18 protein-coding genes are annotated in these 21,832 nt (G+C 61.1%); 13 read left to right on the forward strand and 5 right to left on the reverse strand.

Annotation, left to right across the window (positions count from 1 at the left end):
- The first annotated feature begins 6 nt into the window (after positions 1–6).
- Positions 7–561, forward strand: a complete 555-nt coding sequence (locus NOM06_RS01835; RefSeq protein WP_255909409.1) for a sugar O-acetyltransferase — start codon at positions 7–9, stop codon at positions 559–561.
- Between the two features lie 382 nt (positions 562–943).
- On the opposite strand, the gene NOM06_RS01840 is transcribed toward NOM06_RS01835, so the two are convergent.
- Both NOM06_RS01840 and NOM06_RS01845 read right to left on the reverse strand, forming a co-directional pair.
- On the reverse strand, positions 944–1,492 hold the full coding sequence (locus tag NOM06_RS01840) for an NAD(P)H nitroreductase (RefSeq protein ID WP_005338924.1): 549 nt from the start codon (positions 1,490–1,492) through the stop codon (positions 944–946).
- Between the two features lie 114 nt (positions 1,493–1,606).
- Positions 1,607–3,646: an NADPH-dependent 2,4-dienoyl-CoA reductase gene (locus NOM06_RS01845; protein WP_255909412.1), complete on the reverse strand. Its 2,040-nt coding sequence runs from the start codon at positions 3,644–3,646 to the stop codon at positions 1,607–1,609.
- A 318-nt stretch (positions 3,647–3,964) separates the two neighbouring features.
- Here NOM06_RS01845 and sppA point away from each other — a divergent pair, with 318 nt between their 5' ends.
- Complete coding sequence (sppA, locus tag NOM06_RS01850) at positions 3,965–5,809, forward strand: signal peptide peptidase SppA (RefSeq protein ID WP_255909414.1); 1,845 nt, start codon at positions 3,965–3,967, stop codon at positions 5,807–5,809.
- 346 nt (positions 5,810–6,155) lie between these two features.
- Here sppA and NOM06_RS01855 read toward each other — a convergent pair whose 3' ends face one another.
- A complete protein-coding gene (locus tag NOM06_RS01855; protein WP_064340770.1) occupies positions 6,156–8,261 on the reverse strand; it encodes a TonB-dependent hemoglobin/transferrin/lactoferrin family receptor in 2,106 nt (701 codons plus the stop codon).
- A 193-nt stretch (positions 8,262–8,454) separates the two neighbouring features.
- On the opposite strand from NOM06_RS01855, the gene NOM06_RS01860 reads away from it, so the two are divergent.
- From NOM06_RS01860 to NOM06_RS01870, 3 genes are read left to right on the forward strand one after another with little or no spacing between them, the layout of a single operon-like run.
- Positions 8,455–9,426: a ChaN family lipoprotein gene (locus tag NOM06_RS01860; RefSeq protein WP_255909416.1), complete on the forward strand. Its 972-nt coding sequence runs from the start codon at positions 8,455–8,457 to the stop codon at positions 9,424–9,426.
- 25 nt (positions 9,427–9,451) lie between these two features.
- On the forward strand, positions 9,452–10,006 hold the full coding sequence (locus NOM06_RS01865) for a cysteine hydrolase family protein (protein WP_255909418.1): 555 nt from the start codon (positions 9,452–9,454) through the stop codon (positions 10,004–10,006).
- Between the two features lie 37 nt (positions 10,007–10,043).
- The gene (locus tag NOM06_RS01870; protein WP_005335256.1) at positions 10,044–10,427 is read left to right on the forward strand and encodes a hypothetical protein; all 384 of its coding nucleotides are present in this window, start codon (positions 10,044–10,046) and stop codon (positions 10,425–10,427) included.
- 87 nt (positions 10,428–10,514) lie between these two features.
- Here the strand turns inward: NOM06_RS01870 and hutZ are convergent, their stop codons facing one another.
- Together hutZ and hutX are read right to left on the reverse strand one after the other, a co-directional pair.
- Positions 10,515–11,072 carry a heme utilization protein HutZ gene (gene hutZ, locus NOM06_RS01875; RefSeq protein ID WP_005335257.1) on the reverse strand — a complete coding sequence of 186 codons (558 nt, stop codon included), beginning with the start codon at positions 11,070–11,072 and terminating at the stop codon, positions 10,515–10,517.
- Complete coding sequence (gene hutX, locus NOM06_RS01880) at positions 11,069–11,581, reverse strand: heme utilization cystosolic carrier protein HutX (protein WP_005362516.1); 513 nt, start codon at positions 11,579–11,581, stop codon at positions 11,069–11,071. Before hutX ends, hutZ begins: the two co-directional genes overlap by 4 nt.
- Before the next feature lie 170 nt (positions 11,582–11,751).
- Between hutX and NOM06_RS01885 the strand changes: the two genes are divergently transcribed.
- The 8 genes from NOM06_RS01885 to pepE all read left to right on the forward strand — a co-directional run bounded on the left by NOM06_RS01885 (position 11,752) and on the right by pepE (position 21,732).
- Positions 11,752–12,603, forward strand: coding sequence for a hemin ABC transporter substrate-binding protein (locus NOM06_RS01885; protein WP_064339545.1), 852 nt, complete (start codon positions 11,752–11,754; stop codon positions 12,601–12,603).
- Positions 12,600–13,631: an iron ABC transporter permease gene (locus NOM06_RS01890; protein ID WP_005335261.1), complete on the forward strand. Its 1,032-nt coding sequence runs from the start codon at positions 12,600–12,602 to the stop codon at positions 13,629–13,631. Before NOM06_RS01885 ends, NOM06_RS01890 begins: the two co-directional genes overlap by 4 nt.
- Positions 13,632–13,642: 11 nt before the next feature.
- Positions 13,643–14,455, forward strand: a complete 813-nt coding sequence (locus NOM06_RS01895) for a heme ABC transporter ATP-binding protein (protein WP_088868605.1) — start codon at positions 13,643–13,645, stop codon at positions 14,453–14,455.
- A 230-nt stretch (positions 14,456–14,685) separates the two neighbouring features.
- Entirely contained in the window at positions 14,686–16,047 is a 1,362-nt protein-coding gene (locus tag NOM06_RS01900; RefSeq protein ID WP_255909420.1) for an endonuclease/exonuclease/phosphatase family protein, read from the forward strand.
- Positions 16,048–16,293: 246 nt separating this feature from the next.
- Positions 16,294–17,988: a sensor histidine kinase gene (locus tag NOM06_RS01905; protein ID WP_255909422.1), complete on the forward strand. Its 1,695-nt coding sequence runs from the start codon at positions 16,294–16,296 to the stop codon at positions 17,986–17,988.
- The gene (btsR, locus tag NOM06_RS01910) at positions 17,982–18,719 is read left to right on the forward strand and encodes a two-component system response regulator BtsR (protein ID WP_139411037.1); all 738 of its coding nucleotides are present in this window, start codon (positions 17,982–17,984) and stop codon (positions 18,717–18,719) included. Before NOM06_RS01905 ends, btsR begins: the two co-directional genes overlap by 7 nt.
- 216 nt (positions 18,720–18,935) lie before the next feature.
- A complete protein-coding gene (locus tag NOM06_RS01915; RefSeq protein ID WP_139411038.1) occupies positions 18,936–20,744 on the forward strand; it encodes a carbon starvation protein A in 1,809 nt (602 codons plus the stop codon).
- 250 nt (positions 20,745–20,994) lie between these two features.
- A complete protein-coding gene (gene pepE, locus NOM06_RS01920) occupies positions 20,995–21,732 on the forward strand; it encodes a dipeptidase PepE (RefSeq protein WP_255909424.1) in 738 nt (245 codons plus the stop codon).
- Positions 21,733–21,832: the final 100 nt, after the last annotated feature.

A 21,832-nucleotide genomic window follows, 5' to 3' on the forward strand; every position in this document is an offset into this window, starting at 1 on the left:
CCTGCCATGAGCGAATACCAGAAGATGATTAGCAGCCAACCGTACAACTGCATGGCACCCGAGCTGGCCCTGTTGCGCCGGGAAGCGGCACGGAGCTATCGCCGTTTCAATCAGACGGAAGATGAGGCTGAGCAGCGGGCACTACTGGCGGTGCTGATTGGCAAATTGGCTGAGAATGCCTTTATCTGCCCGCCCCTCTACTGTACCTATGGCCGCCACATCCACCTGGGCAAGGACTCCTACATCAATATGGGAGCGACCCTGCTGGACAATGCCCCCATCCGCATCGGAGCCAACGTGATGATTGGGCCAAACGTGCAGATCTATACCGCAGCCCATGCACTGGAGGCCGACGAACGGATTCAGGGCACAGAGACGGCGCTGCCGGTCACCATTGAAGACAAGGTCTGGATTGGTGGCGGCGCCATCTTGCTGCCCGGCGTCACCATAGGGCGGGAGGCGATCGTCGGCGCAGGTGCCGTAGTCACCAAAGATGTACCGGCCGGTACTCGGGTAGTCGGCAATCCGGCCCGGATCCTGCCAGCCAAAAACAGAGCATAAGGCAGCCAACCGGGTTGTATGCCGATACCGCCATCAACTCACAACAGCCCCGACACCCCATAAAAAAATAAAGCCCAATGTCACGAAGACGTTGGGCTGTTAAAAGGTGCTACGGAATTGCGACTCTCATCGCAGAAAAATTAGAAGGAGTGCCCTTCTAAACTGGCAAGGAGATATTAGCGAATGCGCAAACGTTTTACATAGTGAAATACCACAGGATTGCGAGGTACATCGCACTATTTAAATAATTACCTGCTATGGCGCGCGAAGCCTCTTTGAGCCATTTATTTTCCCCAATTTCTCTGGTTACTATTCACGGTTAAACAGAAAAGCCCCGATTTCTCGAGGCTTTGCTTCTCTCAACCGCAACATGGCCGAAAAGTCAGAAACGGCGGACAAACTCATCGAGCGGCAGTTCGCGCAGTTTACGCGCTTCCAGCATGGGGGTGCCGAGGTAGAGGAAACCCACCAGCTGATCCTCTGCCGCCAGTCCCAGTCCCTTGTTGATCTGCTCATCAAAGATAAACCAGCCGGAGCGCCAGATGCCGTTGAAACCCTGCGCCTGTGCCGCCATCTGCATCGCCATCAAGGCGCAACCGGCAGAGAGCTCCTGCTCCAGTTTCGGCACCTTGGGGTGATCCTGATAACGGGTTGCCACGGCGACGACCAAGGGCGCCCGCAGCGGCGCTTCGCTGCACTTCTTGATGCTCTCTTCATCTTCGCCACGAGCACGGGCCGCCTCGGCCAGCAACTTGCCCAGCCGCTCGCGCCCCTCCCCTTCAAACAGAATGAACTGCCAGGGAGTCAGGGTGCCGTGATCCGGCGCACGCAGGCCCGCCTTGAGGATATTGTCGAGCACCTCACCGCTCGGGGCGGGATCGGCGAGACGGCCACAAGAGTGGCGATTGAGCAACAGGGTAAGGGCATCCATGGGCAATTCCTTCTCTGGGGCAATGATGGCGCTACCTTAGCACAGCACCGAATGAAGAAAACCCCTGAGGCTCAGGGGTTTATCGCACTATAAAGGACAAGAGGGCACAGTTGGCTAGATGATCGCAGCCAGCTCGGCCCCTTGCCGGATGGCGCGCTTGGCATCCAGCTCGGCAGCCACGTCGGCTCCGCCGATGATGTGCACCGGCTTGCCTGCCGCTTGCAACCCGGCCTGCAGCTCCTTGAGGGGCTCCTGCCCGGCGCAGACGATCACCTGATCCACCGGCAGACACTGCTTGGTCTCGCCCACCTGAATGTGCAAGCCCTCGTCATCGATCCCCAGATATTGCACTCCGGAGAGCATCTGCACCTTGCGGTTCTTGAGCACGGTACGGTGGATCCAGCCGGTGGTCTTGCCAAGGCCGTCACCTACCTTGCTCTCCTTGCGCTGGAGCAGCCAGATCTGGCGCTCGGGGGCATCGATTTCAGGAACCGTGAGGCCACCGCGCTCGCCAAGCTGTTTGTCGATGCCCCACTCCTTGAGCCAGTGATCACGGTGCCCATCGGCATCCGTCTCCACCTTCTTCTCGACCCTTTTCTCCACAAGGAATTCGGCCACATCGAAGCCGATGCCGCCGGCGCCGATCACCGCCACCTTCTCACCGACCGGCTTGTGATCCCGCAATACATCGAGGTAGTTCAATACCTTGGGATGCTCGATCCCTGGAATATTGGGGGTGCGCGGGCGGATACCGGTGGCGAGGATCACCTCGTCAAAACCACCGCCGAGCAGGCTCTCGGCACTCTGACGCTGGCCCAGATAGAGTTCGACGCCACACTTCTCCAGCCGTTTGGCGAAATAGCGCAGAGTCTCGTGAAACTCCTCCTTGCCCGGGATCTGCTTGGCGAAGTTGAACTGGCCGCCGATTTCGCTGGCCTGATCGAACAGGCTCACCTGATGACCGCGCTCGGCGGCGTAACAGGCGAACGCCAGCCCGGCCGGGCCCGCCCCCACTACCGCCAGCTTCTTGGGCTGGGGCACGCGGCCAAAGGTCAGCTCGGTCTCGAAACAGGCGCGGGGATTGACCAGACAGGAGGCGCGCTTCTGCTTGAACACATGGTCAAGGCAAGCTTGATTGCAGGCGATGCAGGTGTTGATCTCGTCCGCCCGATTTTCGGCCGCCTTGATGACAAATTCGGGATCAGCCAGGAAGGGGCGCGCCATGGAGACCATATCCGCCTCGCCCCCCGCCAAAATCCGCTCGGCCACCTCGGGTGTGTTGATCCGGTTGGTGGTAATAAGTGGCACGGTGAGGTGTTTTTTCAGCTCGGCGGTCACCCAGCTGAAGGCGCCGCGCGGCACGCTGGTGGCAATGGTGGGAATACGCGCCTCATGCCAGCCGATGCCGGTGTTGATGAGGGTCACCCCCACCGCTTCCAGCGCTTTGCCAAGGGCGATCACCTCTTCCAGGGTCGAGCCCTGCTCCACCAGATCCAGCATGGAGAGGCGGAAGATAATGATGAAGTCGGTGCCGACCCGCTCGCGGATGGCGCGGACAATCTCCACCGGGAAGCGCATCCGGTTTTCGCTGCTGCCGCCCCAGCCATCGGTGCGTTTGTTGGTACGCTCGCAGATGAACTGGTTGATGAGATAGCCTTCCGAGCCCATCACCTCGACACCGTCATAACCGGCCGCCTTGGCCAACGCAGCGGTGGCAGCAAAGTCGCGAATGGTGCCGCGGATCTGCCGCTCGCTCATGGCGCGCGGCTTGAACGGGGAGATGGGGGCTTTCAGGGCGCTCGGCGCCAGACTGAAGGGATGGTAGGCGTAACGACCGGCATGGAGTATCTGCAACGCTATCTTGCCCCCCTCCTGATGCACAGCGCTGGTCACCTTCTTGTGCTTGCTCACCTGCCAGGGAAAGCTCAGCTGGGAGCCGTGAGGCACCAGCCGCCCGCGCAGGTTGGGGGCGATGCCGCCGGTGACGATAAGACCGACGCCACCGCGGGCACGCTCGGCGTAAAAGGCGGCCAGCTTGTCAAAACCGCCCTTCTCCTCTTCGAGGCCGGTGTGCATGGAGCCCATCAACACACGGTTGCGCAGCTGGGTAAAACCAAGGTCAAGGGGCTTCAGCAGATGGGGATAGCGACTCATGATGCCTTCCTCTTTAAGGCCAGGGTGCATGGAACAACGCCCAACACCCGGTTGCGCAGCTGGGTAAAACCAAGATCGAGCGGGGTCAGCAGGGTCGGATAGCGGCTCACGATGCCTCCAGTTAATTTTTTGTTATCAAACTGAGGCTAGAGTAAAGAATCGAAAATTCTTTTTCAAACAAATGTTTGGACAATTTTTCAGCGAACAGCCGTGCCCTGAACGAAGATAGACGGGATCCGCCAGTCGGAAATGGCAATTTCGCCCGCAACTGGTTAATAATGGCTCTTCTCTACCCATTAACAGGGCGATAACGCGACTATGTCTATTTTCAAAGGTCTGGGTTGGTTGTTCCGCAGCCTGTGGCGCCTGCTCAATTTCACCCGGCTGATGCTGGTCAATCTGCTGTTTCTCATCGTAGTGCTGGTCATCGTCTTCAGCGTCAGCCAGAAAGAGGCGCCCAAGGCGCCCATCGAAGGGGCGCTGACCCTCAATCTCAACGGCGTGCTGGTGGAGCAACGCTCCCAGACAGATCCCACCGTACAACTGCTGCGCCAGATGGACAGCAGCGATGAGCAGCCGAGCGAGATCGTTCTCTCCGACCTGCTGTGGGCCATCAAGAGTGCCAAGGATGACGAGCGCATCAAGGCGCTGGTGATCAAGCCGCAAGGGCTGCAGGGTGCCAACTTCACCAAACTGCAGGAGGTGGCGAGCGCCATCGACTCCTTCCGAGAGAGCGGCAAACCGGTGATCGCCATGGCCGACTTCTACACTCAAGGCCAGTACCTGCTGGCGGCCCACGCCGATCACGTGCTGCTCAACCAGAGCGGCGCCGTGGTGATCGAGGGGCTTGGTGTCTACCAGACCTACTTCAAGTCGGCGCTGGAGAAGCTCAACATCACCCCCCATGTATTCAAGGTCGGTACCTACAAATCCTTCGTCGAACCCTATACCCGCGACGAGATGTCCCCCGAGAGCAAAGAAGCAAACCAGCGCTGGCTGGATCAGCTGTGGCAATCCTATGTGGCTGACGTAGCCGAGCAGCGGGAGATCGAACCCGAGGCGGTCGCGCCAGGCAAGGATCGCTTCCTCGAGCTGCTGCGCAAAGCCGGTGGCAATGCCGCCAACTACGCCCTCGACAACGGGCTGGTGGATCAGCTGGCCACCCGCGACGAGATGACCCAGGCGGTCATTAAAGAGGTGGGTGAAGCGGACGACCACGGCTGGAAAGGGGTCGGCCTGAAAGAGTATCTGGCTGCCATTCCGGAACAATATCCCCAGAGCGGCAAGGATGAGGTGGGTCTGGTGGTCGCCAGCGGCGCCATCATGGATGGCGTACAGCCTGCCGGTACCATAGGCGGTGATAGCCTCTCCGACCTGCTGGCCGATGCCCGTCGCGATAACAAGGTTAAAGCCGTGGTCCTGCGGGTCGACAGCCCCGGCGGCAGCGCCTTCGCCGCCGAGCAGATCCGCGCCGAGCTGCTGGCCCTGAAACAGGCTGGCAAGCCGGTAGTGGTCTCCATGGGCAGCTATGCCGCCTCCGGTGGCTACTGGATCTCCGCCGATGCGGACAAGATCTTCGCCTCCCCGACTACTCTCACCGGATCCATCGGGGTGTTCGGCATGTTCGCCACCATCGACAAGGCGTTGGCCCAGTTCGGGGTACATACCGACGGGGTTGGCACCACAGATTATGTTGGCGTCGGCCCGACCCGCGCCCTGCCGGATCACGTCGGTCAGGCTATCCAGCTGAGCGTGGAAGATACCTACCAGCGCTTCATCGGTCTGGTCAGCAAGGGCCGCGGCCTGAGCCCGGAAGAGGCCGAGAAAGCGGCCGAAGGACGGGTCTGGACCGGCGAAGATGCCAAGGCCCTGGGTCTGGTGGACGAGTTCGGCAATCTGGATGACGCCATCAAGGCCGCCGCCGAGCTGGCCAACCTCAAAGAGTGGCAGGTGACCCCCATCGAGCAGGAGGAGTCCACCAAGGACAAGTTCCTGCGCCAGCTGTTTGACAGCAGTGTCCAAGTGCTGGCCCCCCAGTTGCAAAGCTGGCTGCCGGCTGGATTTGGCAAGGCATTGGTGGAAGTGAACCGCAGTCTCGACCCGCTCACCCGCTTCAACGATCCGCAAGGCACCTACGCCTTCTGCCCGGTCTGCGTGCTGTAGCGGATAACTGAAAATCACAATGTAAGAAGGTTGAACAGAAAAATCTGAGCCCACGACAGGTTCAGATCTTTTCAACTAATTTGAACGACTCACCCCCCAGTGCACGGCACCGGGGGTTTTGTTTTCCTGGGCCCATATTGCGGACTATTTATCAAAAAAACTCGGCGTTAAGTGCTTAATACAGCAAGAGTTATTGGCCAGTATGAAAACTAGAGAGACATTAAAAAAATCGACTCCAACAATACCCGGCACTTTTCCAGATACCACATGACAAAAAGCCCGCACCATATGGTGCGGGCCTTGGGTAGGCCGAGATGCTTCCAGCCCGGCTGCGTGTGTTGTCTTTTTAGAATACGTATTTGACCCGTGCACTCAGGTTGCGGCCCGGTTCGGTCATCATGCTGTTATCGGAGCCCTCGGCACGACCGGCGATGCGCTCGTAGCTGGTGTACTCCTTGTCAAACAGGTTGAAGACCCCGACGTTGAGCTGCAGGTCGGTCATCGGGTTGAACTGGGCGTACATATCAACCACACCCCAACCGGCGCTCTTCACGTAATCGTTGCCTTTGCTGTCTTTACGGACTTTGTCCATGTTGTCAGCAAAGCGCAGCGCGGTGTTGAAGTTCCACTGGGACTGTTCCAGACGCACACCGACGGAGCCATTCAGCGGGCTCAGGCTGTTGATGTAGTTGCCATCCCCATCCTTGCCTTCGATGTAGGCGAGGTTGCCCCAGACATTGACGATGTCGTTGAGCCAGTAATCCGCCTTGGCTTCGACCCCTTTGGTGGTCGCCTTGCTCAGGTTCTGGTACTGGTAGACGGCGGTGCGCCCCTCTTTGCCCACTTCCACCATCTCGATGAAGTCTTCAAACTTGTTGTAGAAACTGGCTACTTCATAGCTGAAGCCGTTGCTGCTGCCACGCACGCCAAGATCGATGCCGTCGCTGCTCTCCGGATTGAGGTTCGGGTTGGGCTCGATGCGATAGCCGTACGCCTGATGGTTCAGGGTGGAGAAGGCGCTGTCATACATGGGAGCCTTGAAACCGTGGCTGTACTGGGCGAACAGGTTAGCCGCCTCGTGGGCCTTGAACACCAGACCCAGCTTGGGTGACAACTCCCCTTCCGAGAACTTGTGCAGCTTGTCGCCTGTGTAGGCCGGATCGTTGTCCGGGGTCATCCGGTAGTAGTCATAACGGGCACCCGGGGTCAGCACCCAGCGCTCGCCAAACTTGATCTCGTCAAAGGCCCACAGGGCGCTGCGCTCGCTGGTGGTAGCCGGGAAACTCAGCTCGTTGTAGCCGACAAAATCACCGGGAGTCGTCGGCCCCTTGTAACGGGTACGTTCGTTGTCGGTGTGCTCGTATTCAGCCCCCCAGGCCAGACGATGGTTGGCGACCGCCTTGTGGAACTGCAGCTGGGCGCCGATGTTCTTCTGATCGAACACGTTGTGATCCAGCGAGTTTTTGGTCACATAGGGGTTGCCGGGGCTGACCGGATACTTGGATGAGGCGTACTGATCCAGTGTCTGCTTGGTACGGGCGAAGTAGACCTTGCTATCCATCCGATCGGCCCAGCCTTGGTTCAGCGCGATGCCGTGATCCAGCACCACAGAGAGGTTGTCGGTCTGCTTGTCGGTAATGGGCTGATCAAAGACACGGGCAGTGCCGGTACCGACCTTGTTGAGCTTGACCGCATCCGGCTCCTCGCCATCGGTCAGGTAGTCGACGGTCAGCTTGAGGAACTGTTCATCGGAGAGATTCCACTTGCTCTTGAGCAGCAGGGCGTGGGTACCGATATCGAAGTCGTTCTTGGTGGAGTCGAAATTCTGGGTCACACCGCCATCGCGCCAGGTGTAGCGCAGCAGGTTCTCCACTTCGCCGGTGCGCAAGGCGCCGGTAAAGCCCGCCATCTTCTGGTGGCTGCTGGAGGCGTAACCGCTGGTCACATCCAGATAACTATCCTTGCCCTTGAGGAAGTCGCTGGCATCCTTGGTGGTGATGGCAATCACGCCACCCAGCGCATCGGAGCCGTAGGCGGCAGACGCCGGCCCTTTTGCCACTTCTACCTGCTTGATCATGTCGGTATCGAAGTAGCTCTGGCCAACACCGCCCTTGCTGTAGGCATCGTTCTGGCGCACACCGTCGCGCACCACCTTGACCCGGTTTTCTCCCATGCCGCGGATGATGAAGGTCTGCGCATCACCCTGACCGCCGAGCACGGTCACACCGGGTTCGTAGCGGAACAGGTCGGCGACGTTGGTGACGACCTGCTCTTCAATCTGCTTGGCGGTGATCACCGAGATGGGGCCGGAGACATCTTCCAGTTTTTGCTCCATCCGTGAGCCGCTGACGACCACGACTTCATCCGCCTTCTGGGTGGCAGCAAAGACCTGGGAGGAGAGACCGGCAGCCACGGCGAGGGCAACCAGAGAGAGTGCGTTATGATGGGTCACAGCGAATCCTTATTGAGAACTGTTATCAAACAGGCCGCATATTACCCGGCTCTCGACAAAGATCAACAAGAAACGAAATCATTCTCATTTGTTTTGAACCAAATTGGTTTTACACTGTCACCCTGTGTTGCCCTTATTCTCTATTAGCCCCCCGAGATGCACCGGCATCCGGGCATATCAGCCGTGAGATCCCATGATTAGACGACTTCCCCTGCTCGCCCTGCCGCTGCTGCTGGCAGCCTGTGCCACCCCCACCCAGCCGACCCAGTCATCACAGTTGCAGACGCTCTATGACTACCGACTAAGCAGCGAGGGAGACGCAGACCTGACGCTGGAGCAGGCGATCGCGCGCACTGCCGACGCCGATATCATTCTGGTGGGTGAGCTGCACAGCCATCCCGCCGTGCACCTGTTGCAATCGCGCCTGCTGAGCGGGCTCTACACCGCTGGCCAGCAGCACGGTCGGCCATTGGCCCTCTCCATGGAACAGTTCAGCCGCGCCGATCAGAAGACGCTGGATGCCTATCTGGCGAACCAGATTGGTGAAGCGGCCTTGATCCGCGAAGGCAACGCCTGGCCCAACTATCCGAGCGACTACCGCCCGCTGGTAGAGTTTGCCAAGGCTCACCGGATGCCAGTGATCGCCGCCAACGCCCCCAAGCCGCTGGTGAGCTGTGTCGGTCAGGAGGGGGCTGAGTGGCTCGACAAACTGCCCGCGTCGCGTCGCAGCCAGCTGGCCCGCCAGCTGACGCTGGGGGATGATCCCTATCGCCAGAAATTTATGGCCTCCATGCACCACGGCGATGCCGACAGCAACGCCCGCCGCTTCGCCGCCCAGACCAGCTGGGATGACACCATGGCCGAGAGCATGGTGGATTATCTCGCCAAGCACCCGGGCCAGCAGATCATGCATATCGCCGGCAATTTCCACGTCGAGGGGGGGCTTGGGCTCGCCAGTCGCATCGCCAGCCGCAATCCTGCCCTCAAGGTGGCGCTGGTCGTGCCCCGCACAGATGAGACCTCTGTTGCAGATCCCGCAGCCGATGTGCAGGTAACCATCATGCCGCTGCCTAAGCGCTGGCAAAACAGTGACGAGATGAAGCAAGATATGGGCGCGCTGCATCAATCCCGCAGTCGTGACTGCAGCCAGTGGCTGCAACCCTAATCTTCCAGGAAACGGCGGGTAAAATATGGATGTGTTACTGATCATCGATGTGCAGCAAGGCTTGTTCAACGAGCCCCGTTACCGCCAGGAGCAGGTGCTGGCCAATATCAATCGGGCTGCGGCCCATGTCAGGCAGCAACAGGGACGGGTCATCTATATCCAGCATGACTCACCCCCCGGTACCGAATTGGAACCGGGCACCCCGGGTTGGCAGTTGCACAGTGCGCTGCAACCGGCCAAGGGAGAGAGCCGGGTGCGCAAGATAGCCTGTGACAGCTTTCTCGATACCGAGCTTGCCTTCCTGCTGGCCGAGCAGCCGGTCGATCGACTGATTCTCTGTGGCTGTGCCACCGATTTTTGCGTCGACACCACAGTGCGCAGTGCCGCCTCCCATGGGTACGAGGTGCTGGTGTTGAGCGATGGTCACACCACCGCCGATCGCCCCCACCTGAGCGCGGCCCAGATCACCGAGCACCATCACTGGATGTGGCGCCACCTCAGCCTGCCGGAGGGTCGCAGTGTGACCTTGCTCACCACCGACGAGCTGCTGGCAGTAACACCCGCCCTGCAGCCGTGCTAATCTGCGAGCCTCGCCTCGTTTCTCACTGGAGTCTGTCGTGCGCCTGTTGTCTGCCACCCTGTTGTTGATTGTTCCCCTGCTGTCGGCCTGCTCCAGCTTGCCGGGACAGAAGTATGACGGGCCGGAACCCCTGTTTCTGACCCACATCAACGAGGAGGGGAGTAAACGCTTCACCTTTGAAGCCGCGCCCAACGACACCTTGCCACGCGGCCTCTCAGCGGCCCAGAGCCAGCGGCTGCTGGAACAGCGGGAAGCCTTGCAGGAGAACCTGCTGACCGAGACCCTGGCGACCAAGCAGTATTGCCGCCAGGGCTACATAGTGCTGAGCCAGACCTCCTGGAAGGTGCGGGGAGAGTGCAACGAAACGGCCACCGACGCCGATCGTCGCGCTTTTCCCAACAAGGCCTCCTGGCAGGATTGAACAGGCCGGATGAGATAACGCAATAAAAACGGGCAGCCCAGTGGCTGCCCGTTTTGTTATGACGGCTGTCGTGGTCGACAGGGATCCTCAGACCGGCGCATCGGCCGGGCTGGTGAGCTCGGCACCGTTGTCGATGCGCTTGTGCCCTTCCACCAGATGGACAAAATCCACCAGCTCGTCACCGGAGACCGCGAACGCCTGGCCGAAGCCCTTGACGAACAGCCCCTGCTCCGGCTTGAGGCGGAACAGTTTGAAATCCTTGAGGTTGGAGAGACCCTTGATGATCTCGCCAAAACGACCTTCCAGTGCCGCCACCGCCTTGCTCCAGCGGGCGTCGTCACGGGCCACCACTTCAGCCACCGCATCGAAGGTCAAGCGCTTGCGGGCAAACAGCTCACGGGCACCGCTCTCGTCCTCGATCAGCATCAGGGATACCCGGGGCACCTGTTGCAGGTTGCGGGCGTGGCGGGCGATCTCGGAGATCAGCACATAGTAGCCATCTTCCTGCAGCACGAACGGGGCATAGCTGGCGTTGGGATTGCCTTCGCCATCGACGGTGGCGAGCTGCAGGGTGCGGCAGCTGTCGCGAAACTCGCGGATCTCCGGTTGCAGGCGGTTCTGCAGACGCTCCTGGCGTTCACTCATGCTTTGACTTCCTCTTGAGAGTTGTGGCGCAGCGCCATAAAACGGGTGACCTGATCGGCCAGCAGCTGGCGTTTCTCGTCGCGACCCAGATAGACCTTGAAAATGCAGCGGCCGGAGTGACCGAAGAACTGGAAGGAGTGCCCCTCCTTGCCCATGAACAGCTTGCTGACCAGCGCAATCCCCGCCACGTTGTCGAGCTTGAGGTGACCATGCAGCTCACCGTCGCGGCCCATCAGGTTGTAGTAACCGCGTGCGTCCTTGCCTTTCGGGAAGGGGGCTTTTACCTCGAAGATGGAACCTTCTGATTCGACGATGGTGGTCACCGGGCCCCAGTCGGCCAGATCTTCCAGCAGACCTTGCGCACGATCGGCGGGCAGCAGGGTCACCAGCTCGGCGGGCAGATGGCGAACCACCTCCCATTCGCTGATGGCAAGCTGGGCCGCCAGGGTGGACGGATGAGCGCCGGGATCCTGCTCCAGCAGCGCGTGAATGCGTTGTGCAATGCTCATGTTTTCTCCCTCTGCGGGACCAGGTCGTCCCGCTGTTTATCATGGCGGCTACTCTAATAAAGCACCGGAATCAATGCAATTGATAATTGCTATCATTATCAGTGCATTTTTTCCAAAGCCTTGATATTCTCGGCGGCACACCCGTTTCATTCACCCCTTCGGAGGTTAGCATGGGCCGTCGTCTTGCCCTCGCCATCACCCTGCTCTGCAGTTCACTGTCCCCCTTCTCTGCCGTTGCCGCTGACGGACAGAAAGAGCGTATCGTCAGTATCGGCCCGGCCACCACAGAACTCATTCTGGCCCTTGGCGGTGAATCGAGCCTGATCGCCACCGATGTCAGCAGCCCCTTGCCAAAAGGGTTGCCCAAGGTGGGTTATCACCGGGCACTGGCCGCCGAAGGGATCCTGAGCCTCTCCCCCACCCGACTGGTGGGCAGTGACGAGATGGGGCCGGCCCCGACCCTGGATCAGCTGCGCCGTGCCGGGGTCAAGGTGGAGGTGCTGGATACCGCGCCGACCCTCGCCAACCTCAACCAGCGTATCGATACCCTCTCCAGCCTGCTGGGCGATAAAGCCGCAGGCGATCGCCTGAAGGCAGAGATCCAGGCCCAGACCGATCATCTGGCGGCGCAAGCCAAACAGAACAAACCGCTCAAGGTCGCCTTCCTGCTGCTGCACAAGGGGCAACCCACCAGCATCGCCGGGGGGGACACCACCGCCAGCGCGCTGATCTCGCTGGCGGGCGGCATCAATCCGGTCGCCGAGTTGCGCAACTACAAGCCGGTATCCGCAGAATCACTCATCGAAATGCAGCCCGATCTGGTACTGGTCAGCGGTCGTGACTGGCAGCAATATGCCGATCCGGCCAAGGTGCTGGCAGAAGTGCCCGCCCTGGCCGCCACCCCAGCTGGCAAGCGTAACGCCATTCACGCCATCGACGGCCACGCCCTGCAAGGGGGCCTGAGCCTCAACTCCCTGCAACAGGCGAACCAGATCGCCCAGTGGATCAAGCAGGGGTCATGATGCGGTTACCCCTCTCCTGGCTGCTGGCCTTCACCACGGCCGCACTGGCACTGTTGCTGCTCGGTTCGCTGGCAACCGGCCCCATGACCCTCACCCTGGGCGAGAGTCTGCGGGCGCTGTTTGCCGGGCAGGAGAGCGGGATTGAGTCACACAAGCTGCTGATCGTGCAGGAAATTCGCCTGCCGAGAACCCTGCTCTGCATCGCAGTAGGGGGGATTCTCGGGCTCTGTGGCGCCGTGATGCAGGGGCTGTTTCGCAACCCCTTGGCTGACCCCGGCATCATAGGTGTCTCCGGCGGTGCGGCGCTCGGCGCGGCGCTCGCCATCGTGCTGCTGGCCCCCCTCGGCCAGCAGCTGCAAGCCACCATAGGGGTTGGTCTGCTGCCGCTGCTCGCCTTTCTCGGCGGCGCGCTCACCACCACCCTGGTCTATCTGCTCGGCACCCGTGAGGGGGGCACCTCGGTCACTGTCATGCTACTGGCCGGGGTCGCCATCACGGCGCTCTCCGGCGCGGTGATCGGCCTGCTCACCTATCTGGCGGACGATCAGATGCTGCGCAACCTGAGCCTGTGGCAGATGGGAACGCTGGCGGCAGGCAAACCGGCCGATGTGGCGCTGGCCCTGCTCACCCTGGCGGCCCTGCTGTGGCTCTTTATGCGCGATGCCAATCCCCTAAATGCCCTGCTGCTGGGTGAAGGAGAGGCCCGTCATCTTGGGGTCAATGTGCAATCCCTCAAGCGCCGCCTGATTCTGCTCACCGCAGCGGGCGTCGGCGTGGCGGTGGCGGTATCGGGGATGATCGGCTTCGTCGGGCTGGTGGTGCCCCATCTGGTGCGCCTGCTGGCGGGCCCCAACCACGTCAGGTTGCTGCCGCTCTCGGCTCTGCTCGGCGCCGCCCTGCTGCTGGCGGCCGACATGCTGGCACGCACCCTGCTGGCCCCGGCCGAGCTGCCGGTGGGCATCATCACCGCCCTGCTCGGCGCCCCCTTCTTCATCTGGCTGCTGGTAAAAGGCCGCCGCGCCCTGTGATACGGACTGTTATGCAACCACTCTCATCCTCACTCTCCTCCCCCCTGTTGAGCTGCACCCGACTCAGCCTGCGCCGTGGCCAGCGCCAGATCCTGGATGGGCTCAATCTCGACCTCGAGAGCGGCACCCTCACCGCCCTGCTCGGCCCCAACGGGGCGGGCAAGAGCTCGCTGCTCAAGTGCCTGACCGGCGAGCTGGAATATGAGGGTTCCATCACCCTGTTTGGCGCAGATCGCCAGCAGTGGGACAGCAGCCAGCTGGCCCACCGACTCGGGGTATTGCCGCAAAGCTCCTCCCTCAACTTCCCCTTTCTCTGCGAGGAAGTGGTCGCCATGGGGCGCTTGCCCCACAGTGAACCGGCGGCGCGGCGCGACGAGATTGTGGCGGCGGCCATGACTCATGCCGGGGTCGAGCATCTGGCCAAGCGGCTCTATCCGGGGCTCTCTGGCGGCGAGCGGCAGCGGGTGCAGTTTGCCCGGGTGCTGGCGCAGATTTGGCAGGCCCCCTCCCCGACCGAGCAAGCCGAGCAACCCCGCCTGCTGCTGCTCGACGAACCCACCTCGGCGCTGGATCTGAAATACCAGCATCAGCTGCTCACCATGGCGCGCGCCCTCGCCAGCCGCAATACAGCTGTGCTGGTAGTGCTGCACGACCTCAATCTGGCGGCGCGCTATGCCGATCGGCTGGTGATGCTGGAGCGGGGCAAACTGATGGCAGATGGCACGCCTGCCGAAGTGCTCACCCCTGAGCTCATCGCCCGTCTCTATGACTATCCGGCACAGGTGATCCACCACCCCGAGAGCGGCCTGCCGATGGTGGTGTGACAAATTCAGAGTGCGGTAACGGCTGGAAGCGCGCCATTCATCCCGGAAACTGCAGCGTATAAACCGGTTTTTCACACCCCATATCGCCCTGCTAACATTCATCATCGCCAGATATGTGGTGTGAATATCCTCACACTTTGCTCAGGCAAAATCCCCGCAGCATCTCCGTCTACTTATAATGGCGCCGCCTCACAGAAGGCATAACTCATTGATGCTACGGAATAATTACAATGAAGAATATCAACAAGACCCTACTGGCTGCCGCCATTTCCCTCGGGATGCTGGCAGGCTGCAACAGCGACAACGACTCAAAGGCAGCTGATCCCATGGTTCGTTTTGCCACCTTCAACCTCTCTTTTGACCGCACTGCCGCCGGTATGCTGACTGGCGAGCTGGCGCTGACCCGCACCGAGCAGGATGCCCTGCTGGCCCGCCTCGCCGAAGGGAGCCTGAGCGGCGCCACTGAAACCAAAGCCAAGAACGTGCAGCAGATCCGCAACGTGGCGGAGATCATCCAGCGCACCCGCCCGGATGTGTTCCTGCTCAACGAGTTCGACAACGACGGCAAAGGCGAGAGCACCGCCGATCTGAAAGCCTTCAACGACAACTATCTGGCTCACGCCCAGCACGCAGAGGTGACGGCCATCAGCTATCCGGTGATGCAGAACTTCGCCACCAACACCGGCCTGATGAGCGGTTATGACCTCAATCTGGATGGCAAGGTCAACAGCGGCCCCGACGATGCCTGGGGCTTTGGCAACTACCACGGCCAGTACGCCTTTGCGGTGATGTCCAAATACCCCATCGACACCAAGCAGATCCGCACCTTCCAGAACTTCAAGTGGAAGGATATGCCGGGCGAGCAGAACCCCATCATCGATGACTGCAACAATCCCAAGGTCAAGATCCCGGCCAGCCGCCAGTGTGGCGATGCCTGGTATGAAAACGCGGCCTGGCAGCAGTACCCGCTCTCCTCCAAGAACCACGCTGATGTGCCGGTGCGGATCAAGACCGAGAAGGGTGAAGAGGTGATCCACTTCCTGATCTCCCACCCGACCCCGCCAATCTTTGCCAACGCGGCGCGTCACACCGTCAAGCACAACCGCGCCGAGATCGCCTTCTGGAACGACTACGTCAAGGGTCTCAACTACATGACCGATGACAAGGGCACCAAGGGTGGGCTGGCCAAAAACGCCAATTTCGTCATCGCGGGGGATCTCAACGCCGATCCGCTCACCGGTGACGGTGACCTGACCGCCATTCAGGATTTGCTAAACAACCCGCTGATGAATCAGGCCATCACCAATGGCACCCTGATCCCGGTCAGCGAAGGGGGCCCGGAGTGTGTCAGCAAAGGGGCCGACTGCAAACGCAACCTCACTCGCCCCAACCCGGAACGCATCACCAACTCCAGCGTGCTGCAGCTGGATCACGTCATCCCCTCCGCCAACCTCAACGCGGTCAAGAGCGGCGTCTTCTGGCCTGCCAGCTTCGAGGCGGGTTACCACCTGGTCTATGATGCGAAACTCGGCATCGCCAAGGGAGTCAGCTCGGATCACCGCATGGTCTGGGTCGATCTCAAACTCGATTGAGACACCCACTGACTGCCAATTCGGGGGCCTCTTGGCCCCCTTTTTGTTGCCGCCATCTCGCCACTTCTGCCGCTGGCTCAAGCGCCATGCTGAGTAACCAGACAGTTACCGCCTGCCACGGCGGCAGACGATTCGGCAAATCGTGCGCTACGCCACCATTCCGATAACCCTGCCTTGCAAGGGGGTATGGGGTTTGCTAATACTCCGCGTCCATTAAATGACCAATCATTACCGGGGCAACGAGCCGTGGCATTTGAACAATTCACTCTGGTGATCTCGCTGTTCCAGCAGCTCTGCGTCTATCTGGTGATCGCCTGGCTGCTCTCCAAGACACCGCTGTTCATGCCGCTGACTCAGGTGACCCTGAGCTGGCCCCACAAGATCCTCTGCTACCTCATCTTCTCCGGCTTCTGCGTCATGGGCACCTACTTTGGCCTGAGGGTCGAGGACTCCATCGCCAATACCCGCGCCATCGGCGCCGTGCTGGGGGGCATTGTCGGCGGCCCGGCCGTGGGACTGCTGGTGGGGCTGACCGGCGGCATTCACCGCTACTCACTGGGGGGCTTTACCGCGCTGGCCTGCACCTTCTCCACCATCGCCGAAGGGCTGCTCGGCGGGCTGGTGCACCGCCACTTCGTCGCCCGCCACCGGCTTGATCTGCTGTTCAGCCCCTGGGTGGTGGGCTCGGTGGCCCTGGTCGCCGAGCTGATGCAGATGGGCATCATATTGCTGGTGGCTCGCCCTCTCGATGACGCCATCCACCTCATCGAGAACATCATCGCCCCCATGCTGGTGGCCAATACGCTGGGGGCCGCCATGTTCATGAGGATGATCCTCGATCACCGCGCCATGCTGGAGAAGTACTCGGTTGCCTTCTCCGCCCGCGCCCTCAAGATCGCCGAGCGGGCGATGCGAGTGCTGGACAAGGGCTTCACTCAGGAGGCGTGCCAGCAGATGGCGCGCATTCTCTACGAGGAGACCGGGGTGGGCGCGGTGGCCATCACCGATCGGGAGAAGCTGCTCGCCTTTATCGGCATCGGCGAGGATCACCACCTGCCGGGCACCGCCATCAACTCCCGGCACACCTTCAAGGCGATCCAGCACAACGAGGTGGTCTATGCCGACGGCAACCTCATCCCCTACAGCTGCACTATCCATCCCGGCTGCAAACTCGGCTCCTCGCTGGTCATTCCGCTGCGGGGGGAAGAGGGCTCCGTGGTGGGCACCATCAAGCTCTACGAGCCCAAGCGCAAGTTCTTCTCCTCCATCAACCGCACCCTGGGAGAGGGGATCGCCCGGCTGCTCTCCGGCCAGATCCTGGCGGGCAAATACAACGAGCAGAAGCGGCTGCTGGCCCAGTCGGAGATAAAGCTGTTGCAGGCGCAGATCAACCCGCACTTCCTGTTCAACGCCCTCAACACCCTGGCGGCGGTGATCCGGCGCGATCCCGAAAGCGCCCGAACTCTGGTGCACCACCTCTCCATCTTCTTTCGCAAGAACCTCAAGCGCCAGGGGGACGAGGTGACCCTGGCCGATGAGCTGGAGCATGTGAACGCCTATCTGCACATCGAACAGGCCCGCTTCGCCGAGCACCTGAGCGTACAGATCCAGATTCCCGAGCCGCTGCTGGAGTACCGGCTGCCCACCTTCTCCCTGCAACCCATCGTCGAGAACGCGGTCAAGCACGGCATCTCCCAGATGTTTGAACCCGGCCTGCTGACCCTGACTGCCCGGGTTGAAGCGCAGCGGGTGGTGCTGGAGGTGTGCGACAACGCCGGGCTCTATCAGACGAAACAGGAGGGTAGCGGCCTTGGCATGAACATAGTGGATCGGCGCATCAAGGCCCGTTACGGCGCCGAATACGGGGTCTCCATCGACTGCGTCCCCCATCAATCAACCCGGGTGAAGATCACCCTTCCCCTGCAGGAGAGCCCATGCTGACCGCCCTGATCGTTGACGATGAACCCCTCGCCCGCGAGGAGCTGCGCCTGCTGCTGGAGCAGGCAGGCAATATCCGCCTGCTGGGAGAGTGCGCCCACGCCATGGAGGCGCTGCCCGCCATCCATCGCCTCAAACCCGACCTGCTGTTTCTCGACATCCAGATGCCGCGCATCAACGGGCTGGAGCTGGTGAGCATGCTGGACCCGGACTTGCGCCCCCACATCGTCTTCATCACCGCCTACGACGAGTTTGCCCTGCGCGCGTTTGAAGAGAACGCCCTCGACTACCTGCTCAAGCCGGTCACGGCAGAGCGGATGAACAAGGCGCTGGAGCGCATCCAGCGGCTGCTTTCACCAAAAGGTGAGCTGGCGAGCCAACCGCTGCCGGATCCGTCCCGCATCGCCCAGCCCCTGCGCAGCATTCCTTGCACTGGTCACAACCGCATTCTGCTGTTGCCCCTTGGCGAGGTGGAGTTCATCCACAGCGATCTCACCGGCAACCGGGTGATCAGCGGCCAGCAGCAGGGCACTACCGAGCTGACCCTGCGCACCCTGGAGGAGAAGACCGGCTTCGTGCGCTGTCACCGCCAGTACCTGCTCAACCCGGGCCAGATCCGCGAAATCCTGCTGCTGGAGGGCGGACTGGCGGAGGTGGTGACCCAGGGCGGCCACAAGGTGCCGGTAAGCCGCCGCTACCTCAAACCCCTCAAGGAGCTGCTCGATATTCCCTGATGGGGCGGGGCGCTTCACCCCGCTCCTGCTCTGCCAGCTACCACTCACCCTTTTACCACGGCCGTCGGCCCCCTGCCAAACCACTCGGGGTCGCTTTTCAACCACTCGCGGGCAGAACCCGGCCACTGACCTTTTCTTCGCTCCCCTTTCCCCACAGCATGGGTAGAGTGCAGCCTGAGCCCGGCCAGACTGGCCACAGGAAAAGGAAACTCCCCCATGCAACACGCAATCACTTTTGTCATTGCGGCCCTCTGCATCCTCGCCATCGCATATCGCCTCTACGGCGTGTTCTTTGTGCGCAAGGTGCTGCAGGCTGACGACAAGCAAGTCACCCCCTCCCACCAGCTGGAAGATGGCAAGAACTATGTGCCGACCAACAAGTGGGTCAACTTCGGTCAACACTTTGCCGCCATCGCTGCTGCCGGTCCGCTGGTCGGCCCAGTCCTGGCCGCCCAGTACGGCTACCTGCCGAGCTTTCTCTGGCTGCTGATCGGCTGTGTCATCGGCGGCGCGGTACACGACACCGTGGTGCTGTTCGCCTCCATGAAGCATCAGGGCAAGTCCCTCTCCGAGGTGGCCAAGGCCGAACTCGGCCCCATCGCCGGCTGGTGTACGGGGCTCGCGATGCTGTTCATCATCACCATCACCATGGCGGGTCTCTCCATGGTGGTGGTACACGCACTGGAGCGTAACGCCTGGGGCGTGTTCGCGGTGTTCATGACCATCCCCATTTCCATGGTGGTGGGAATTTGGCACAAGCTGACCGGCAACCTGCAAGCCGCCTCCTGGGTCGGCTTTGCCGCCGTGCTGGCCTGCGTCTTCTTTGGCCCCTACGTGCAGGAGAGCGCCTTCGGTGCCTGGCTGACCCTGCGTGCCGAGACCATCAGTCTGGCGCTGCCCATCTACGCCTTCTTCGCTACCGCGCTGCCGGTCTGGCTGCTGCTCACCCCGCGCGGCTACATCTCCAGCTTTATGAAGATCGGCGTGTTCGGCGCGCTGGTGATCGGCGTTATCTGCATCAACCCGGAGATCCAGTTCCCCGCCATGACTCAGTTTGTCCACGGCGGCGGCCCGGTACTGGGTGGCCCGGTCTGGCCCTTTATCTCTATCACCATCGCCTGTGGCGCGATCTCAGGCTTCCACGCCTTTATCGGCTCAGGCACCACCCCGAAACTGGTGGACAAGTGGAATGACATTCTGCCGGTCGCCTTCGGTGCCATGCTGGCCGAGTGCGTGGTGGGCGTGATGGCGCTGATCGCCGCCACTGCCCTGCACCCGGCTGACTACTTCGCCATCAACGCCACCCCGGAGGCCTTCGCCAAACTGGGGATGCAGGTGGTGGATCTGCCGTTCCTCTCCCAGGAGATCGGTATGGATCTAAACGGCCGCACCGGCGGCGCCGTCACCCTGGCGGTGGGCATGTCCTACATCTTCACCAAGGTGCCCTGGTTCAGTAACCTCGCCTCCTACTTCTTCCAGTTCGTGGTGATGTTCGAAGCAGTCTTTATCTTAACCGCCGTCGACTCCGGCACCCGGGTCTCCCGTTACCTGATCCAGGACTTCTTCGGCGAGTTCTACCCGCCCCTCAAGCGCATCGACTGGATGCCGGGCGCCATCGGGGCCAGCGTGCTCGCCTGTGTGATGTGGGGGTATCTGCTGATGTCCGGTGATATTGGATCTGTGTGGGCGCTATTCGGGGTCTCAAACCAGCTGATGGCCTCGGTGGGCCTGATCATCGGTGCCACCATCATCTTGCGACTGGCCAGCAAGCGCCGCTACATGCTGACCTGCCTGATCCCGCTAGCCTATCTGTTCGTCACCGTCAACTACGCCGGTTACTGGATGATGAGCAACGTCTACTTCAACGCCGCGGCCAAGGGCTACAACCCGATGAACGGCATCATCTCCCTCATCATGCTGGTGCTGGGAATGCTGATCCTGCTCTCCGCCCTGCGCAAATGGAGCGAGCTGTGGAAGCTGCGCCAGCAGCCCTCCTACAAGGTGGTTGAAGCGACCGCCTCCTGATGGGCGAGTGGCTTTTCCCCTGACATGACCCCGCTGCGGCGGGGTCTTTTATTGGCGATGGGTGACAAGTTGACTACGGTTCATTAATCCACCGTTTGGAATTGAGTTACTCATCCATAGCCGTTGAATGGGACCCCCGATCACAGAACCGCCGCGCCAATGGTGGTAGCATGCCTCCTCTTGCCATCCGGCCGCACGTCGGATCCGGTGGCCCTCCCTCCTCCGCTTTAACTTTTTGAGGAACGATTTGATGGAACTGCTTCTGCTTAGCAACGGTAAAGCCAACGAATGTCCGGGTCTGCTCGGCTGGGCCCGCGATCGGGTTCAAAGCCTGCTCGCGCGCAAACAGGTCAAGCGCATCCTGCTCATCCCCTACGCGGTGATCCGCAGCGACTGGGATGCCCGCGCCAACGAACTTACCGAGAGCCTCGGGATCGAGACCATCAGCATTCACCACTTCGATGATCCGGTCGATGCCGTCAATCAGGCCGACGCCATCTTTATCAGCGGCGGCAACACCTGGCGCCTAAATCAGCTGCTGCATGAAAATGGCCTGATCGTGCCGATCCAGCGCGCCGTGCGTGAGCGGGGCGTCCCCTATGTGGGCTGGAGCGCCGGTTGCAACGTGGCGACCCCGAGCATCCGCACCACCAACGACATGCCGGTCTGCAACGCCGCCGTGCTGCCCGCGCTGGGCCTGTTCCCGCTGCAGATCAACCCGCACTATCTGGACGCCAGCATCAGCGGCCACATGGGCGAGACCCGCGACGAGCGTCTGGCCGAGTTCTGCGCCATCAACCCGAGCGAATATGTGGTGGCCCTGCGCGAAGCGAGTCTGCTGCAAATCACCGGAGAAAACGGCAGCGAGCGTCTAGAGTACTGGAGCGCCCGCAAGCAGGACTTCAAGATCTTCAAACACGGCCAGGAGCCGCAAGCCTTTATGGACGCCGCCCCGCTGGCCGAGCTGACCCCCTTCAAGGCCGGCTAAGCCACGAAGAGCGCCGAACCACTGGCAGGCAGATGGCTCACAGCAACGTAGGAAAAAAGAGGGATGGCTCGGCGCCATCCCTCTTTTTTATCTTCATCTT

It is taken from the genome of Aeromonas sp. JL9 (assembly GCF_024436075.1).
Classification (GTDB): Bacteria; Pseudomonadota; Gammaproteobacteria; order Enterobacterales; family Aeromonadaceae; genus Aeromonas; species Aeromonas veronii.

Bases quoted from the DNA above. Each gene is read 5' to 3' on its own strand.
- NOM06_RS01835 (WP_255909409.1), top strand. From the start codon at position 7: ATGAGCGAATACCAGAAGATGATTAGCAGCCAACCGTACAACTGCATG.
- NOM06_RS01840 (WP_005338924.1), bottom strand. From the start codon at position 1,492: ATGGATGCCCTTACCCTGTTGCTCAATCGCCACTCTTGTGGCCGTCTC.
- NOM06_RS01845 (WP_255909412.1), bottom strand. From the start codon at position 3,646: ATGAGTCGCTATCCCCATCTGCTGAAGCCCCTTGACCTTGGTTTTACC.
- sppA (WP_255909414.1), top strand. From the start codon at position 3,965: ATGTCTATTTTCAAAGGTCTGGGTTGGTTGTTCCGCAGCCTGTGGCGC.
- NOM06_RS01860 (WP_255909416.1), top strand. From the start codon at position 8,455: ATGATTAGACGACTTCCCCTGCTCGCCCTGCCGCTGCTGCTGGCAGCC.
- NOM06_RS01865 (WP_255909418.1), top strand. From the start codon at position 9,452: ATGGATGTGTTACTGATCATCGATGTGCAGCAAGGCTTGTTCAACGAG.
- hutZ (WP_005335257.1), bottom strand. From the start codon at position 11,072: ATGAGTGAACGCCAGGAGCGTCTGCAGAACCGCCTGCAACCGGAGATC.
- hutX (WP_005362516.1), bottom strand. From the start codon at position 11,581: ATGAGCATTGCACAACGCATTCACGCGCTGCTGGAGCAGGATCCCGGC.
- NOM06_RS01885 (WP_064339545.1), top strand. From the start codon at position 11,752: ATGGGCCGTCGTCTTGCCCTCGCCATCACCCTGCTCTGCAGTTCACTG.
- NOM06_RS01890 (WP_005335261.1), top strand. From the start codon at position 12,600: ATGATGCGGTTACCCCTCTCCTGGCTGCTGGCCTTCACCACGGCCGCA.
- NOM06_RS01895 (WP_088868605.1), top strand. From the start codon at position 13,643: ATGCAACCACTCTCATCCTCACTCTCCTCCCCCCTGTTGAGCTGCACC.
- NOM06_RS01900 (WP_255909420.1), top strand. From the start codon at position 14,686: ATGAAGAATATCAACAAGACCCTACTGGCTGCCGCCATTTCCCTCGGG.
- btsR (WP_139411037.1), top strand. From the start codon at position 17,982: ATGCTGACCGCCCTGATCGTTGACGATGAACCCCTCGCCCGCGAGGAG.
- NOM06_RS01915 (WP_139411038.1), top strand. From the start codon at position 18,936: ATGCAACACGCAATCACTTTTGTCATTGCGGCCCTCTGCATCCTCGCC.
- pepE (WP_255909424.1), top strand. From the start codon at position 20,995: ATGGAACTGCTTCTGCTTAGCAACGGTAAAGCCAACGAATGTCCGGGT.